The following is a 14,708-nucleotide window of genomic DNA, read 5'->3' as shown; positions in this document are numbered from 1 at the left end:
CCGCCCGGCCCGAGGCACCCGGCCATGACCGAACTCGCCCTGATCCTGGTCAGCGCCATCCTGGTCAACAACTTCGTGCTGGTGCAGTTCCTCGGCCTGTGCCCGTTCATGGGCGTGTCGCGCAAGATCGAGACGGCCATCGGCCTGGCCCTGGCCACCACCTTCGTGCTGACCCTGGCCTCGATCTGCAGCTACATCCTGCAGCGCTACGTGCTGCGCCCGCTGGACCTGGAGTACCTGCGCACCATCGGCTTCATCCTGGTGATCGCCGTGGTGGTGCAGTTCACCGAACTGCTGGTGAAGAAGAGCAGCCTGCTGCTGTACCGCGTGCTGGGCATCTTCCTGCCGCTGATCACCACCAACTGCATCGTCCTCGGCGTGGCCCTGCTCAACGCCAACAAGCCCGAGTATGGCTTCCTGCAGTCCAGCGTCCAGGGCTTCGGCGCCGGGCTGGGCTTCTCCCTGGTGCTGGTGCTGTTCGCCGCCCTGCGCGAGCGCATCGCCATCGCCGACGTGCCCAAGCCGTTCCAGGGCGCGGCCATCGGCATGATCACCGCAGGGCTGATGTCCCTGGCGTTCATGGGCTTCACCGGGCTGATCAAGCTATGACTGCCGTGCTGCTCGCGGTCAGTGTGCTGCTGGCCCTGTGCCTGGCCAGCGGCGCCCTGCTCGGCTACGCGGCGGTGCGCTACCGCGTCGAGGGCGACCCGGTGGCCGAACAGGTCAACGCCCTGCTGCCGCAGACCCAGTGCGGGCAATGCGGCTATGCCGGCTGCAAGCCCTACGCCGAGGCCATCGCCCAGGGCGACGCGATCAACAAGTGCCCGCCCGGCGGCAGCGCCACCATCGCCGCCCTGGCCGACCTGCTCGACGTCGAGGCGCCGCCCCTGGACGCGCCGGCGGAAACCCCGCCGCGCGTGGCCTTCATCCGCGAGGCCGAGTGCATCGGCTGCACCAAGTGCATCCAGGCCTGCCCGGTGGACGCCATCGTCGGCGCCGCGCGGCAGATGCACACGGTGATCGCCGCCGAATGCACCGGCTGCGACCTGTGCGTCGAGCCCTGCCCGGTGGATTGCATCGACATGCTCGACCTGGAAGTCGGCGTGCGCGACTGGAAATGGCCGCTGCCCGATGCCCGGCTGATCGCCAGCGACCGGGAGCAGGCCGCATGAACGCCAAGGCCTGGGACTTCCCCGGCGGCCTGCATCTGCCGACCAACAAGGCGCAATCCACCGCCGGCCCCATCGTCCGGGCGCCACTGCCCAGCCGGCTGATCCTGCCGCTGCAGCAACACACCGGCGCGCCGGCCCTGCCCTGCATGGACGTCGGCGAGCGCGTGCTCAAGGGCCAGATGATCGCCAGCCCCGGCAGCGCCATCAGCGCCGCCGTGCATGCGCCGACCTCCGGCACGGTGGTGGCCATCGGCGAGCAACCTTATCCACACCCTTCCGGCCTGCTGGCCGAAGCCATCGTCATCGACGCCGACGGGCTGGACGAATGGGCGCCCTTGCAGCCCTGCCCCGACTACCGCCAGGAAAGCCCCGCCGCCCTGCTGGAGCGCATCCGCCAGGCCGGCATCGCCGGGCTCGGCGGCGCCGGCTTCCCCACCGCCGCCAAGCTGGCCGCCCGCGCCGCCGAAGACCTGCACACCCTGGTGATCAACGGCGCCGAGTGCGAGCCCTACATCAGCGCCGACGACATGCTGATGCGCGAACGCGCGGCCGAACTGGTGGAAGGCATCGAGATTCTCATGCACCTGCTGCAGCCGCAGCAGGTGCTGCTCGGCATCGAGGACGACAAGCCCCAGGCCATCGAGGCCCTGCGCCAGGCCATCGGCGAGCGCGCCATCGAACTGCGGGTGGTCCCCACCAAGTACCCCTCCGGCGGCGAACGCCAACTGATCCAGCTGCTCAGCGGCCGCGAGGTGCCCAGCGGCGGCCTGCCGGCGGACATCGGCATGGTCTGCGTCAACGTCGGCACCGCCGTGGCGCTGCGCGATGCGCTGGTCCTCGGGCGCCCGCTGATCTCGCGCATCACCACCCTGACCGGCGCCGCCCTGGCGCGGCCGATGAACGTCGAGGCGCTGCTCGGCACGCCGGTCGGCGAACTGCTGGAATTCGCCGGGCTGAATCGCGGCCGGCTCGGCCGCCTGGTCATGGGCGGCCCGCTGATGGGCATCACCCTCGGCGACCTGCAGGCCCCGCTGATCAAAACCGCCAACTGTCTGCTGGCCGCGACCGCCGAGGAACTGCCGGCGCCGCCGCCGGCGCTGCCGTGCATCCGCTGCGGCGACTGCGCCCAGGCCTGCCCGGCCAGCCTGCTGCCGCAGCAGCTGTACTTCTTCGCCCAGGGCGACGACCACGAGCAGTTGCAGGCCTACAACCTGTTCGACTGCATCGAGTGCGGCGCCTGCGCCTACGTCTGCCCCTCCAGCATCCCGCTGGTGCAGTACTACCGCGCGGCCAAGGCGGACATCCGCGAACTGCAGCTGAAACAGCAGAAGGCCGAACACTCGCGCCTGCGCTTCGAGCACCGCCAGGAACGCCTGCGCCGCGAGGAGCAACGCAAGGCCGAGGAACGCCAGGCCCGCCTGGAACGCGCCGCCCGCGCCCGCGAAGCCCAGGCTGCCGCGCCAGTGGCGGAAGCACCGCAGTCGGTCATCGAACGGGTGAAGGCGGAGAAGGCCGTGGGCAACGCCGGCGCCGACCTCAAGCGGCTGAAGATCGAAGCCAGCATGGCCCGCGTCGCCCTGCAGAAGGCCGAGAAGCAACTGGCCGCCCACGACACCGAGCAACTGCGCGCCCAGGTCGAGACGCTGCGCCAGGCCGCCGAGCAGGCCCGCCAGGCCCTGGAAGCCGCCGAAGCCGAACCAGCCCCCGCCGCTCCCAAACCAGCGATCGGCGACGAAGCGGTCCTGAAGAAGGCGAAGATCGACGCCGCCATGGCCCGCGCCCAATTGAAGAAGTCCGAGAAAGCCTTTGGCGAAGCGCCAGACGAACAGCAGCAGGCCACCCTCGCCCAGCTGCGCGAAGCCGCCGAACGGGCCGAGCGTCACCTGGCGCAATTGCAGACAGCGCCCGAAGCCAAGGCGGAACCCGCCGGCGACGGCATGGCGAACCTGAAGAAGGCCAAGATCGCCCTGGTCACCCGCCGCGCCGAGCTGAGGAAAGCCGAGCAGGACGGTGCCGGCGATGCCGAACTGGCCCTGCTGCGCGAAGCCCTGGTCGAGGCCGAGCGCCAGCTGCACGCCGCCGAGGACGCCAGCGGCAAGCCGGCGCCGAACCTGCAACGCATCGACAAGCGCCCGGTGGACGCCGCCACCCGCGCCCTCAAGACCGAACTGGCCTACGCCCGCGCCGATCTCAAGAAGCTCGAACGCGAAGGCGCCGACGAAGCCCGCCTAACTGCCGCGCGCGAGCGCCTGGCGGCGGCGGAAAACGCGCTGGCCGCGCGCGATACGGAGTGACCCATGGCCCTGCCGCGTTTTTCCTCGCCCCACGCCACCGGCGCCAACCGCACGCAGAAGGTCATGCTGCAGGTGCTAGCCGCGCTGGCCCCGGGCGCCCTGGCGCTGATCGCCCTGTACGGCGTCGGCCCGCTGTTCAACCTGCTCTGGTGCAGCGCCGTGGCCCTGGGCACCGAAGCGCTGATGCTGCACCTGCGCAAGCGCCCGCTGGCGGTGTTCCTCAAGGACGGCAGCGCGCTGGTCACCGCCGTGCTCCTGGCCCTGGCCCTGCCGCCCTACGCGCCCTGGTGGCTGAGCCTGCTGGCTACCGCCTTCGCCCTGGTGTTCGGCAAGCACCTGTACGGCGGCCTCGGGCAGAACCCGTTCAACCCGGCGATGCTCGGCTACGTGGTGGTGCTGGTGTCCTTCCCCCTGGAAATGACGCGCTGGCCCAGCCCCGACGCCGGCCTCGGCCTGGTCGACAGCCTGTCGCGCATCCTCGGCCTGGGCGCGCCGCCGCCGGACGCCTGGGCCGGCGCCACCGCCCTGGACGTGCTGAAGAACAACCACAGCCTGACCATCGACGAGCTGGTGACGCAGAGTACGGCTTTCGGCCATGTCGGCGGGCGCGGCGTGGAGCTGGTCAACCTGGCCTTCCTCGCCGGCGGCCTGTTCCTGCTCTGGCGCAAGCTGTTCACCTGGCATGCGCCGCTGGGCATGCTCGGCGGCCTGTTCGTCATGAGCCTGCTGTTCTGGAACGGCTCGGGCTCGGACTCCCACGGCTCGCCGCTGTTCCACCTGTTCAGCGGGGCGGCCATGCTCGGCGCGTTCTTCATCGTCACCGACCCGGTTTCCGGCGCCACCAGCAAGCGCGGGCGCCTGGTGTTCGGCCTCGGCGTGGGCATCGTCACCTACGTGATCCGCGCCTGGGGCGGCTACCCCGACGGCGTGGCCTTCGCCGTGCTGCTGATGAACCTGGCGGCGCCGACCATCGACTACTACACCCGCCCGCGCACCTACGGGCACAAGAAGCCCAAGCGCGGCTTCAAGCTGGGGGAATGAGATGGCCGACAGCCGCCGTTCCATGCTGAAGAACGCCCTACTGCTGGGGGCCTTCGCGGTGCTCTGCGTCGGCCTGGTGGCGGTGGTCCACCAGTTCACCCAGGCACGCATCGAGCAGGCCCAGCGCGAGGCGCGCGGGCGCCTGCTGCTGGAACTGCTGCCGCCGGGCAGCTACGACAACCACCCGCTGGACGCCCCCGTCGAAGTCTTCGAGCCCAAGCTGCTGGGCAAGCCGCAGCCGGCCCAGGCCTTCGTCGCCCGCCTGCAGGGCCGCGCCACCGGCGTCATACTCCCGGCCACCGCGCCGGACGGCTACAGCGGCGCCATCGAGCTGCTGGTGGGGGTCAGCGCCGAAGGCCGCCTGCTCGGCGTGCGCGTGGTGGCGCACAAGGAAACCCCGGGCCTGGGCGACAAGATCGAGCCGGGCAAGAGCGACTGGCTGCACGGCTTCGACGGCCGCTCCCTGGCCGACCCGGACGAGGCCGGCTGGAAGGTGAAGAAGGACGGCGGCCGGTTCGACCAGTTCGCCGGCGCCACCGTCACCCCGCGCGCCGTGGTCAAGGCCACGCACAAGGCGCTGCAGTATTTCGATGCGCACAAGGCCGCGCTGCTCGCGCCGGCGGCCGGAGGCGAACAACATGAATAGCTACCGCGAAATCGCCCGCCAGGGCCTGTGGCGGAACAACCCCGGGCTGGTCCAGCTGCTGGGCCTGTGCCCGCTGCTGGGCACCAGCAACTCCATGGTCAACGCCCTCGGCCTGGGCCTGGCGACCATCTTCGTGCTGGCCTGCTCCAACGCCGCCATCTCCGCGACGCGCCGCTGGGTCGGCGAGGCGGTGCGGCTGCCGGTGTTCGTGCTGATCATCGCCGCGCTGACCACCTGCATCGAACTGCTGATGCAGGCCTGGACCTACGAGCTGTACCAGATCCTCGGCATCTTCATCCCGCTGATCACCACCAACTGCGTGATCCTCGGCCGCGCCGAGGCCTTCGCCGCGCGCAACGGCGTCGCCCGCGCGGCCTTCGACGGCCTGATGACCGGCGCCGGCTTCGCCCTGGTGCTGCTGGTACTGGGCACCTTGCGCGAACTCATCGGCCACGGCACCCTGCTGGCCGATATGAACCTGCTGTTCGGCCCGGCCGCCGCCGGCTGGAAGCTGCAGATAGCCGATTACCAGGGCTTCCTGCTCGCCGTGCTGCCGCCCGGCGCCTTCCTCCTGCTGGGCCTGCTGATAGCCCTGAAGAACCGTATCGATGAAAGCCTGGCGGAACGCGCCAAGGCGCAGGTGGGCAACGTACCCGCCGCAGAGCGCCAGCGCGTCCGCGTGACCGGAGTGATCGAATGAATGCCGCCAAGCGCGCGGAGATTTTCCGCCGACTGCGAGAAGACAACCCCGACCCCAAGACCGAGCTGGCCTACGACTCGCCCTTCGAGCTGCTCATCGCGGTGATCCTCTCCGCCCAGGCCACCGACGTCGGGGTGAACAAGGCCACGGCCAAACTCTACCCGGTGGCCAACACCCCGGAAGCCATCTACGCCCTGGGCGTGGACGGGCTGTCGGAATACATCAAGACCATCGGTCTGTACAACAGCAAGGCGAAGAACGTCATCGAGACCTGCCGCATCCTCATCGAGAAGCACGGCAGCCGGGTGCCGGAGAACCGCGAGGACCTGGAGGCCCTGCCCGGCGTCGGGCGCAAGACCGCCAACGTGGTGCTCAACACCGCCTTCCGCCAGTTGGCCATGGCGGTGGACACGCACATCTTCCGCGTCGCCAACCGCACCAACATCGCGCCGGGGAAGAACGTCCTGGAGGTGGAGCGCAAGCTGCTCAAGTTCGTGCCCAGGGAATACCTGCTGGACGCCCACCACTGGCTGATCCTGCATGGCCGCTACGTCTGCAAGGCGCGCAAGCCGCAGTGCGGCAGCTGCCGCATCGAGGACCTGTGCGAGTACAAGCACAAGACTTCCGACGATTGAGTGCTATCGTCAAAAGCATCGCTGCTCATTGAAAAAATCTTTTTTACCGCCCCGAGCTTTGTCGCTATAAGGGGCGCCAAGCACACCCCGCACGTTGGAGTGATCGTTATGGCCGATAAAGAAGATCTCGAGCTCGAAGACGAAGTGAGCACCGACGATGCCGACGACAGCGTCGAAGCCGTCGTCGAAGTCGCCAAGACCAACCTCACCAAGCGCCGCATCATCGACAACTACCTCGAAGAGCGCCGCCTGCAGCGCCAGCTGTCGGACTACGATTTCGATCTCTGAGCCTTGCCCCGCATGAAAAAGCCCCGCACTTGGCGGGGCTTCGTCTTTCCGGCTCAGTCCTTGCGCTGCGGCGACAGCAGCTCGATCTTGTAGCCGTCCGGGTCCTCGACGAAGGCCAGGATGCTGGTGCCGTGCTTCATCGGGCCCGGCTCGCGGGTGATCTTGCCGCCGCGCGAGCGGATGTCCTCGCAGGCCTTGTAGACGTCGTCCACTTCCAGGGCGATGTGGCCGTAGCCGGTGCCCAGCTCGTACTTGTCCACGCCCCAGTTGTAGGTCAACTCGATGACGCTGTTCTCGTCCTCGGCGCCGTAGCCGACGAAGGCCAGGGTGAACTGGCCGTCCGGGTAGTCCTTGCGGCGCAGCAGGGTCATGCCCAGGACTTCGGTGTAGAAGGCGATGGACTTGTCCATATCGCCGACGCGCAGCATGGTATGCAGCAGTCTCATGGGGGTCGTTCTCCTCATCCGGCCCGTTTCGGGCGCATAAAAGCAAACCCCGGCTCGTGGCCGGGGCTTGTCTGGCTCAGGCTGGCAAGCTTATCAGAACAGCTTGCGGCCCTTGTTCGCGGCGATGCGCATGCGCAGCGCGTTGAGCTTGATGAAGCCCGCGGCGTCGGCCTGGTTGTAGGCGCCGCCGTCTTCCTCGAAGGTCGCGATGTTGGCGTCGAACAGCGAGTCGTCGGACTTGCGGCCGACCACGATGACGTTGCCCTTGTACAGTTTCAGGCGCACCACGCCGTTCACGTACTCCTGGGAGGCGTCGATCATCTGCTGCAGCATCTCGCGCTCCGGGCTCCACCAGTAGCCGGTGTAGATCAGCTTGGCGTAGCGCGGCATCAGCTCGTCCTTCAGGTGAGCGACTTCGCGGTCCAGGGTGATCGACTCGATGGCGCGGTGGGCCTTGAGCATGATGGTGCCGCCGGGGGTCTCGTAGCAGCCGCGGGACTTCATGCCGACATAGCGGTTCTCGACGATGTCGAGGCGGCCGATGCCGTTGGCGCCGCCGATGCGGTTCAGCTCGGTCAGCACCTGCGCCGGGGTCATTTCCTTGCCGTCGATGGCGACGATGTCGCCCTTGCGGTAGGTCAGCTCGATGTAGGTGGGGGCGTCAGGGGCCTTCTCCGGGGAGACGGTCCACTTCCACATGTCTTCTTCGTGCTCGGTCCAGGTGTCTTCCAGCACGCCGCCTTCATAGGAGATGTGCAGCAGGTTGGCGTCCATGGAGTACGGCGACTTTTTCTTGCCGTGGCGCTCGATCGGGATGCCGTGGGTCTCGGCGTAGTCCATCAGCTTCTCGCGGGACAGCAGGTCCCACTCGCGCCAGGGGGCGATGACCTTGACGCCCGGCTTGAGCGCATAGGCGCCCAGCTCGAAGCGCACCTGGTCGTTGCCCTTGCCGGTGGCGCCGTGGGAGATGGCGTCGGCGCCGGTCTCGTTGGCGATCTCGATCAGGCGCTTGGCGATCAGCGGACGGGCGATGGAAGTACCCAGCAGGTACTCGCCTTCATAAATGGTGTTGGCGCGGAACATCGGGAAGACGAAGTCGCGGACGAACTCTTCTCGCAGGTCCTCGATGTAGATTTCCTTCACACCCAGGGCCTTGGCCTTGGCGCGGGCAGGCTCGACCTCTTCGCCCTGGCCGAGATCGGCAGTGAAGGTCACCACTTCGCAGTTATAAGTATCCTGCAGCCACTTGAGAATCACCGAGGTATCCAGGCCACCGGAATACGCCAGGACTACCTTCTTCACGTCCGCCATGCCATCACTCCACGGGGGGTTGTCACGAAAACCCCCGATTCTACTGCCGCGCTTCAGGAAATTACAGAGGCGCGACAGCTTTTGACGACAAAGCGACAGATTCTATCGTGAGTGCGACTAGGCGCCGCGTGCTGGCGACTGGCCCGGCGGCGCCGAAGCCGGGGCATTGCCGGCCGGTGTCTTGGCCTGCGGGGCAGCGGGCGCGGGGGCTGGCGGCGCGGGCGGCGTCGCGCTGGGCGCGGCGGTGGGCGCCGGCGGGGTTTCCGGCACGGCCTCGCGGGACAGGTGCAGGGTCACCCGGCGGTTGCGCGCGCGGTTGGCCTCGGAATTGTTCTTCACCAGCGGGTAGCGCTCGCCGTAGAAGCGCACGGTGATCTGCTCCTCGGGCACGCCGTGGGCCTTGAGGTATTCCATCACCGCCACCGCGCGGCGCCGCGAGATGTCGCGGTTGCTCAGGCGGTTGCCACTGTTGTCGGAATGGCCGTCCAGCTCGATGCGGTTCACCGTCGGGTCGGCCTTGAGGTACTGCAGGACGATGTCCAGCTTGGCGCGGGCCACGGCGTCCAGGGCGTCGCCGCCGCCGGGGAAGCCGACCTGCGCCTGGCGCACCTGCTCGAAGTTCACCGGCAGCATCTTCGTCGAGCAATCCTGCAGCTGCGCGTAGCCGTCGGCGAAGCGCGCCGGCAGCAGGCGCACCCGCAGGTCCTGGCCGCCCGTCGCGCGCAGGCGCACCTCGGGGCTGCGCCCTTCCAGCACGCCGTCGAGCAGGCGCCCGGCCTGCTGCTGGCTGCTGGTGAAGGGCACCTCGCCGGCGACCAGGGCCACCGAGCCCAGGTTGATGTCGCCCTGGGTCGGCCGCCACGGCGGCGCCGCCGCCAGGAGCGTCGCCGAACCGCCGCCGGCCCAGTTGCGCTGCGGCTTGAGGCGGAAGGTCGGCTGCTCGCCGGCGCGCCAGACGAACTCGCCGACGCCGAAGCCGTCCACCTGTTGCGACAGGCGGCATTCGAACTGGTCGCCCGCCGCCGTCCAGCGCGCGTTCTCCAGGCGCGTCTGGAAGGTCAGCCCCCAGGCCGGCAGGCTGGCGCACAGGCCGAGCAGGAGAAAGTAGGAATGGCGCACGGACGGCTCCGGGTAATGCTGGAAAGTACCCAGGAGATATCGGACAGTCCCGGCGAAACTTGATAGCGAGTGCCGGCGGCGGGCTTTTCCGGTAGCATTTCCCCACTTCAATTCCGCTGCAAATCGTCCTCTGGTATCCCCATGTCCGACCGCCTGACCCTGCTGCGCCCCGACGACTGGCACATCCACCTGCGCGACGGCGCCGCCCTCGCCCAGACCGTCGGCGATGCCGCGCGCACCTTCGGCCGCGCCATCATCATGCCCAACCTGGTGCCACCGGTGCGCAACGCCGGCGAAGCCGACGCCTACCGCCAGCGCATCCTCGCCGCGCGCCCGGCCGGCAGCCGCTTCGAACCGCTGATGGTGCTCTACCTCACCGACCGCACCAGTACCGAGGACGTGCGCAACGCCAAGGCCAGCGGCTTCGTCCACGCGGCCAAGCTGTACCCGGCCGGCGCCACCACCAACTCCGATTCCGGCGTGACCAGTATCGACAACATCTTCCACGTGCTCGAAGCCATGGCCGAGGTCGGCCTGCCGCTGCTGGTGCACGGCGAGGTGACCCGCGCCGAGGTGGACGTATTCGACCGCGAGAAGCGCTTCATCGACGAGCACCTGGCCCGCGTGGTCGAGCGCTTCCCGACGCTCAAGGTGGTGTTCGAGCACATCACCACCGGCGATGCGGCGCAGTTCGTCCTGGCCGCCCCGGCCAACGTCGGCGCCACCATCACCGCCCACCACCTGCTGTACAACCGCAACCACATGCTGGTCGGCGGCATCCGCCCGCACTTCTATTGCCTGCCGATCCTCAAGCGCAACGTGCATCAGGAAGCCCTGCTCGACGCCGCCACCAGCGGCAACCCGAAGTTCTTCCTCGGCACCGACTCGGCGCCCCACGCCCGCCACGCCAAGGAAGCGGCCTGCGGCTGCGCCGGCTGCTACACCGCCTACGCCGCCATCGAGATGTACGCCGAGGCCTTCGAGCAGCGCAACGCCCTGGACAAGCTGGAAGCCTTCGCCAGCTTCCACGGCCCGGACTTCTACGGCCTGCCGCGCAACGCCGACAGCATCACCCTGGTCCGCGAGGAATGGCAGGCGCCGGCCAGCCTGCCCTTCGGCGACCATGAGGTGGTGCCCCTGCGCGCCGGCGAGAAACTGTGCTGGCGCCTGCTGGAGGCCGGCGCATGAGCGAGGAGCATTACGAAGAGGAGTTCGACGGCAACTTCCCCCCCGGCCCGCGTCACCCCATGGCGCGCCGCTTCCGCGGCTACCTGCCGGTGGTGGTGGACGTCGAGACCGGCGGCTTCAACTGCGCCACCGACGCCCTGCTGGAAATCGCCGCGGTGACCATCGGCATGGACGAGAACGGCTACCTGTTCCCGGAACATACCCACTTCTTCCGCGTCGAGCCCTTCGAAGGCGCCAACATCGAGCCGGCGGCCCTGGAGTTCACCGGCATCAAGCTCGACCACCCGCTGCGCATGGCGGTGGCCGAGGAGCAGGCGCTCACCGAGATCTTCCGTGGCGTGCGCAAGTCGCTGAAGGCCAACGGCTGCAAGCGGGCGATCCTGGTCGGCCACAACAGCAGCTTCGACCTGGGCTTCCTCAACGCCGCGGTGAACCGCACCGGGATCAAGCGCAACCCGTTCCACCCCTTCTCCAGCTTCGACACCGCCACCCTCGCCGGCCTGGCCTACGGCCAGACGGTCCTGGCCAAGGCCTGCCAGGCCGCCGGCATGGAGTTCGACAACCGCGAGGCGCACTCGGCGCGCTACGACACCGAGAAGACCGCGGAGCTGTTCTGCGGGATCGTCAACCGCTGGAAGGAATGCGGTGGGTGGATGGAGGATGAGGACTGATCCTTGTTCTTGGCCCTTTGCTATGAGAAAGCCCCGCCGATCAGGCTGTGTGAAAACCCGAGCGGCTCTTCGAAGAGTGCGTTCCTACGTGAAATCTGAAAAGGCTTGGCTATTCAGCCAACCCAGAATCCGCGTAGAAACGCGAAATCCAGGTTGTTTTTTAACCAGCTGGACCGATCCGGAGGTTTTCACACAGCCTGCGATGCGGGGCTTTTTTATTGGATCGATGCCTGGGGCTGTTCGTGCCACCGGGGCGTCCGGCGTGGCCGGTGAACCCCATCGCGGACGGAGTCCGCTCCTACGCCCGTACCTCCCTGAACCTTAGGCTTACGCCGAGGTGCTCTTCGTAGGATGGGTTGAGCTTGCGATACCCATGCTGCCGGGGTGATGAGTATCGCTTCGCTCAACGCCATCCTACGAAAAGCCATGCTTCCTGGAACCGTAGGAGCGGACTCCGTCCGCGATTGGGCCCTTCCCCCCCGAAAGACCGTTCGTCGACACGCCAAAAAGTCTCTTCTCAAGCTTTGACAATCATTCTCATTAACATTAGTATCGACGCCAACAACCCCACACCAGTAGTGCCATCCATGTACGTCTGCCTCTGCCAAGGTGTTACCGATACCCAGATCCGCGACGCGATCTATGAGGGATGCTGCAGTTACCGCGAAGTGCGTGAAAGCACCGGCGTCGGCACTCAGTGCGGCAAGTGCGCCTGCCTCGCCAAGCAGGTGGTCCGCGAGACCCTCGGCGACCTGCAGGGCGCGCAAACGATGAACTACTCGCTGGCCTATGCCGCCAGTTGAGCGATGCCGATTCGGCATACGCCAGAAGAACCGGGCCCAGGCCCGGTTTTTTTATGCCCGCAATTCAAGGATTTAGCGCCTAACTGCGGAATGAAAACATTCGTATTCATATTCCTTTTTATAACTAAATCAATAGCTTACGTTTGACATCCGGTTATAAGAGGGCGAAAATTCCAGTCCTACCCACTCCACACGGCAGGACTCGGCATGAAAGGCGACAAGAAAGTCATCCAGCATCTGAACAAGGTCCTCGGTAACGAGCTGATCGCCATCAACCAATACTTCCTGCACTCGCGCATGTGGAACGACTGGGGCCTGAAGCGCCTCGGCGCCCACGAGTACCACGAGTCGATCGACGAGATGAAGCATGCGGACAAGCTCATCGAGCGCATCCTCTTCCTCGAGGGCCTGCCCAACCTGCAGGACCTGGGCAAGCTGCTGGTCGGCGAGAACACCCAGGAAATGCTGCAGTGCGACCTGAACCTGGAACTCAAGGCCGCGAAGGACCTGCGCGAGGCCATCGTGCATTGCGAAAGCGTGCATGACTACGTCAGCCGCGATCTGCTCAAGAACATCCTCGAATCCGAGGAAGAGCACATCGACTACCTGGAGACCCAGCTCGGCCTGATCCAGAAGGTCGGCCTGGAGAACTACCTGCAGTCGCACATGCACGAAGACGACTGACGGTTGCGGGCGCCGCCTCGCGCGGCGCCCCCGCCCTTCCCTACCCCGCCTGCTGCGGGCGGCGCACCAGGTGCGCCCAGAACAGCAGCCCCGCGCACAGCCCCACCACCACCAGCAACGCCTGGCGCAGGCCGATGTGCTCGGCCAGGATGCCGATCAGCGGCGGCCCCAGCAGTAGCCCGCCATAGCCGAACGACGCCACCGCCGCGACCCCGCTCGATGCCTCCACGCCCGGCCGGTTGCCGGCCGCGCCGATGAGGATCGGCACCACCACCGACAGGCCCAGGCCGACCAGGGCGAAGCCCGCCACCGACAGCTCGACGCGGCCGCCAAACAGCGCCAGCAGCATGCCGGCGATGGCCAGCAGGCTGAGCCCGCGCACCAGGGCCACGTCGGCGACATGCAGGCGTAGCCGGTCACCGAACAGCCGGCCGATCACCATGGTCGCCGAGAAAGCGGCGAAGCCCAGCGCTGCCATCCGCTCCGAAGCGCCCAGCACGCTGTGCAGCAGCAGCGCGCTCCAATCCGCCACCGCGCCTTCGGAGACGAAGGCGCAGAGCGTCAGCAGCCCCAGGCCGACCAGCGCCGCCGGCGGCAGCCGGAGCCCCCGCCGGCGCGGTTGCGCGTCGGCCTGTGGTTCGCTGCGCCCTTCCAGCAGGCGCCGGCCGAATAGCGGCAGGGCCAGCAACGCCAGCACGGCGAGCAGGCTGAAATGCCGGAACGGCGTGAGCCCCGCCAGCAAGGCCGCGCCCAGCGCGCCGAGCAGGCCGCCGAGGCTGTACATGCCATGCAGGCTGGACAGGCAGGGCCGGCCCAATAGGCGCTCCACCTCCACCGCCTGGGTGTTCATCGCCACGTCCAGGGTGGCGAAGGTCAGCCCTACCAGCAGCAGCGCGAGAGCCAGCGCCCACCAGCTCTGGCACAGGCCCAGCAGCGGGAACACCAGCAGCAGCGCCGCGGCGCTGGCCAGGGTCACCCGCCGGCTGCCGAGGCGCCGCACCAGGGAGCCAGCGAAGGAGAACGCCAGCAATGCGCCGAGCCCGGCGCCCAGCAGCGCCTGGCCCAGGCCCTGCTCGTCGACGCCGGCGAGGTTCTTCAGCGCCGGGATACGCCCCATGGCGCTGCCATGCACCAGCCCGCCGGCGCCGAAGCAGAAGGCGCAGGCCCAGCGGGCCGCGCGGGCTCTCTTGCGGTCGTCCATCGGTTCGAATCCTTTCTCCGCACAAATGAAAAACCCCGCGCTGGCGCGGGGTTCTTCGCTACGGCGACTACGCCTGCGATCAGGCTTCGGTCTTGCCGACGGCCTGCTTGATCAGCGGCTGCAGTTCGCCCTTTTCGAACATCTCGACGAGGATGTCGCTACCGCCGACCAGTTCGCCCCCCACCCACAGCTGCGGGAAGGTCGGCCAGTTGGCGTACTTCGGCAGGTTGGCGCGGATTTCCGGGTTCTGCAGGATGTCCACGTAGGCGAATTTCTCGCCGCAGGCCATCAGCACCTGCGCGGCGCGGGCGGAAAAACCGCACTGCGGAGCGTTCGGCGAACCTTTCATGTACAGCAGGATGGGGTTGTTGGCGATCTGCTCTTTGATGGTATCGATGATGTCCATTGGCTAACCTCGGCTGAACTTCGCTACTGCCCGGCAATGCAGCCGGTACTTTGCCGACAGTGTACCGGAAAGCCGAGCACAGCGCTCGGCTTTGCCGCGCGCC

At 67.7% G+C, this 14,708-nt stretch carries 17 protein-coding genes; 12 read left to right on the top strand and 5 right to left on the bottom strand.

From position 1 onward, the window contains the following. Window positions 1-24 precede the first annotated feature (24 nt). From rsxA to IG194_RS21635, 8 genes are all read left to right on the top strand, one after another. Window positions 25-609 (top strand): electron transport complex subunit RsxA, encoded by a 585-nt coding sequence (gene rsxA, locus IG194_RS21670; protein WP_058488712.1) that lies wholly within the window; start codon window positions 25-27, stop codon window positions 607-609. After that, window positions 606-1,172 carry an electron transport complex subunit RsxB gene (gene rsxB, locus IG194_RS21665; RefSeq protein WP_058488711.1) on the top strand — a complete coding sequence of 189 codons (567 nt, stop codon included), beginning with the start codon at window positions 606-608 and terminating at the stop codon, window positions 1,170-1,172. Before rsxA ends, rsxB begins: the two co-directional genes overlap by 4 nt. After that, window positions 1,169-3,466, top strand: coding sequence for an electron transport complex subunit RsxC (gene rsxC / locus IG194_RS21660; protein ID WP_058488710.1), 2,298 nt, complete (start codon window positions 1,169-1,171; stop codon window positions 3,464-3,466). The genes rsxB and rsxC overlap by 4 nt, the downstream gene beginning before the upstream one ends. A gap of 3 nt (window positions 3,467-3,469) precedes the next feature. Beyond that, complete coding sequence (locus IG194_RS21655; RefSeq protein WP_058488709.1) at window positions 3,470-4,507, top strand: RnfABCDGE type electron transport complex subunit D; 1,038 nt, start codon at window positions 3,470-3,472, stop codon at window positions 4,505-4,507. 1 nt (window position 4,508) lies between these two features. Continuing rightward, complete coding sequence (gene rsxG, locus IG194_RS21650) at window positions 4,509-5,153, top strand: electron transport complex subunit RsxG (protein WP_043315824.1); 645 nt, start codon at window positions 4,509-4,511, stop codon at window positions 5,151-5,153. Next, window positions 5,146-5,853 carry an electron transport complex subunit E gene (locus IG194_RS21645; RefSeq protein WP_058488708.1) on the top strand — a complete coding sequence of 236 codons (708 nt, stop codon included), beginning with the start codon at window positions 5,146-5,148 and terminating at the stop codon, window positions 5,851-5,853. Before rsxG ends, IG194_RS21645 begins: the two co-directional genes overlap by 8 nt. Continuing rightward, a complete protein-coding gene (gene nth, locus IG194_RS21640; protein ID WP_058070527.1) occupies window positions 5,850-6,488 on the top strand; it encodes an endonuclease III in 639 nt (212 codons plus the stop codon). Before IG194_RS21645 ends, nth begins: the two co-directional genes overlap by 4 nt. A 108-nt stretch (window positions 6,489-6,596) precedes the next feature. Then, window positions 6,597-6,776 carry a PA3496 family putative envelope integrity protein gene (locus IG194_RS21635; protein WP_009620730.1) on the top strand — a complete coding sequence of 60 codons (180 nt, stop codon included), beginning with the start codon at window positions 6,597-6,599 and terminating at the stop codon, window positions 6,774-6,776. Window positions 6,777-6,829: 53 nt separating this feature from the next. On the opposite strand, the gene gloA is transcribed toward IG194_RS21635, so the two are convergent. The 3 genes from gloA to IG194_RS21620 all read right to left on the bottom strand — a co-directional run bounded on the left by gloA (window position 6,830) and on the right by IG194_RS21620 (window position 9,652). Continuing rightward, on the bottom strand, window positions 6,830-7,222 hold the full coding sequence (gene gloA, locus IG194_RS21630) for a lactoylglutathione lyase (protein WP_009618415.1): 393 nt from the start codon (window positions 7,220-7,222) through the stop codon (window positions 6,830-6,832). Window positions 7,223-7,315: 93 nt separating this feature from the next. After that, complete coding sequence (locus IG194_RS21625) at window positions 7,316-8,533, bottom strand: argininosuccinate synthase (RefSeq protein WP_058070526.1); 1,218 nt, start codon at window positions 8,531-8,533, stop codon at window positions 7,316-7,318. Window positions 8,534-8,650: 117 nt separating this feature from the next. Further along, window positions 8,651-9,652, bottom strand: coding sequence for a flagellar protein MotY (locus IG194_RS21620; RefSeq protein WP_058488707.1), 1,002 nt, complete (start codon window positions 9,650-9,652; stop codon window positions 8,651-8,653). Between the two features lie 141 nt (window positions 9,653-9,793). Between IG194_RS21620 and pyrC the strand changes: the two genes are divergently transcribed. The 4 genes from pyrC to bfrB all read left to right on the top strand — a co-directional run bounded on the left by pyrC (window position 9,794) and on the right by bfrB (window position 12,998). After that, window positions 9,794-10,840 carry a dihydroorotase gene (gene pyrC / locus IG194_RS21615; protein WP_058488706.1) on the top strand — a complete coding sequence of 349 codons (1,047 nt, stop codon included), beginning with the start codon at window positions 9,794-9,796 and terminating at the stop codon, window positions 10,838-10,840. Next, window positions 10,837-11,511, top strand: coding sequence for a ribonuclease T (rnt, locus tag IG194_RS21610; RefSeq protein ID WP_009618408.1), 675 nt, complete (start codon window positions 10,837-10,839; stop codon window positions 11,509-11,511). Before pyrC ends, rnt begins: the two co-directional genes overlap by 4 nt. A 587-nt stretch (window positions 11,512-12,098) precedes the next feature. Then, on the top strand, window positions 12,099-12,314 hold the full coding sequence (locus IG194_RS21605) for a bacterioferritin-associated ferredoxin (RefSeq protein ID WP_009618406.1): 216 nt from the start codon (window positions 12,099-12,101) through the stop codon (window positions 12,312-12,314). 207 nt (window positions 12,315-12,521) lie between these two features. Continuing rightward, window positions 12,522-12,998 (top strand): bacterioferritin BfrB, encoded by a 477-nt coding sequence (gene bfrB, locus IG194_RS21600; protein ID WP_043315837.1) that lies wholly within the window; start codon window positions 12,522-12,524, stop codon window positions 12,996-12,998. A 40-nt stretch (window positions 12,999-13,038) separates the two neighbouring features. Here the strand turns inward: bfrB and IG194_RS21595 are convergent, their stop codons facing one another. Both IG194_RS21595 and grxD read right to left on the bottom strand, forming a co-directional pair. Continuing rightward, window positions 13,039-14,199: an MFS transporter gene (locus tag IG194_RS21595; RefSeq protein WP_058488705.1), complete on the bottom strand. Its 1,161-nt coding sequence runs from the start codon at window positions 14,197-14,199 to the stop codon at window positions 13,039-13,041. 79 nt (window positions 14,200-14,278) lie between these two features. Then, complete coding sequence (gene grxD / locus IG194_RS21590) at window positions 14,279-14,605, bottom strand: Grx4 family monothiol glutaredoxin (RefSeq protein WP_009618392.1); 327 nt, start codon at window positions 14,603-14,605, stop codon at window positions 14,279-14,281. Window positions 14,606-14,708 lie beyond the last annotated feature (103 nt).

It is taken from the genome of Pseudomonas sp. ADPe (assembly GCF_014843515.1).
Classification (GTDB): Bacteria; Pseudomonadota; Gammaproteobacteria; order Pseudomonadales; family Pseudomonadaceae; genus Pseudomonas; species Pseudomonas citronellolis.
This window is presented reverse-complemented; position numbering and strand designations above follow the sequence as displayed.

Bases quoted from the DNA above. Each gene is read 5' to 3' on its own strand.
- rsxA (WP_058488712.1), top strand. From the start codon at position 25: ATGACCGAACTCGCCCTGATCCTGGTCAGCGCCATCCTGGTCAACAAC.
- rsxB (WP_058488711.1), top strand. From the start codon at position 606: ATGACTGCCGTGCTGCTCGCGGTCAGTGTGCTGCTGGCCCTGTGCCTG.
- rsxC (WP_058488710.1), top strand. From the start codon at position 1,169: ATGAACGCCAAGGCCTGGGACTTCCCCGGCGGCCTGCATCTGCCGACC.
- IG194_RS21655 (WP_058488709.1), top strand. From the start codon at position 3,470: ATGGCCCTGCCGCGTTTTTCCTCGCCCCACGCCACCGGCGCCAACCGC.
- rsxG (WP_043315824.1), top strand. From the start codon at position 4,509: ATGGCCGACAGCCGCCGTTCCATGCTGAAGAACGCCCTACTGCTGGGG.
- IG194_RS21645 (WP_058488708.1), top strand. From the start codon at position 5,146: ATGAATAGCTACCGCGAAATCGCCCGCCAGGGCCTGTGGCGGAACAAC.
- nth (WP_058070527.1), top strand. From the start codon at position 5,850: ATGAATGCCGCCAAGCGCGCGGAGATTTTCCGCCGACTGCGAGAAGAC.
- IG194_RS21635 (WP_009620730.1), top strand. From the start codon at position 6,597: ATGGCCGATAAAGAAGATCTCGAGCTCGAAGACGAAGTGAGCACCGAC.
- gloA (WP_009618415.1), bottom strand. From the start codon at position 7,222: ATGAGACTGCTGCATACCATGCTGCGCGTCGGCGATATGGACAAGTCC.
- IG194_RS21625 (WP_058070526.1), bottom strand. From the start codon at position 8,533: ATGGCGGACGTGAAGAAGGTAGTCCTGGCGTATTCCGGTGGCCTGGAT.
- pyrC (WP_058488706.1), top strand. From the start codon at position 9,794: ATGTCCGACCGCCTGACCCTGCTGCGCCCCGACGACTGGCACATCCAC.
- rnt (WP_009618408.1), top strand. From the start codon at position 10,837: ATGAGCGAGGAGCATTACGAAGAGGAGTTCGACGGCAACTTCCCCCCC.
- IG194_RS21605 (WP_009618406.1), top strand. From the start codon at position 12,099: ATGTACGTCTGCCTCTGCCAAGGTGTTACCGATACCCAGATCCGCGAC.
- bfrB (WP_043315837.1), top strand. From the start codon at position 12,522: ATGAAAGGCGACAAGAAAGTCATCCAGCATCTGAACAAGGTCCTCGGT.
- IG194_RS21595 (WP_058488705.1), bottom strand. From the start codon at position 14,199: ATGGACGACCGCAAGAGAGCCCGCGCGGCCCGCTGGGCCTGCGCCTTC.
- grxD (WP_009618392.1), bottom strand. From the start codon at position 14,605: ATGGACATCATCGATACCATCAAAGAGCAGATCGCCAACAACCCCATC.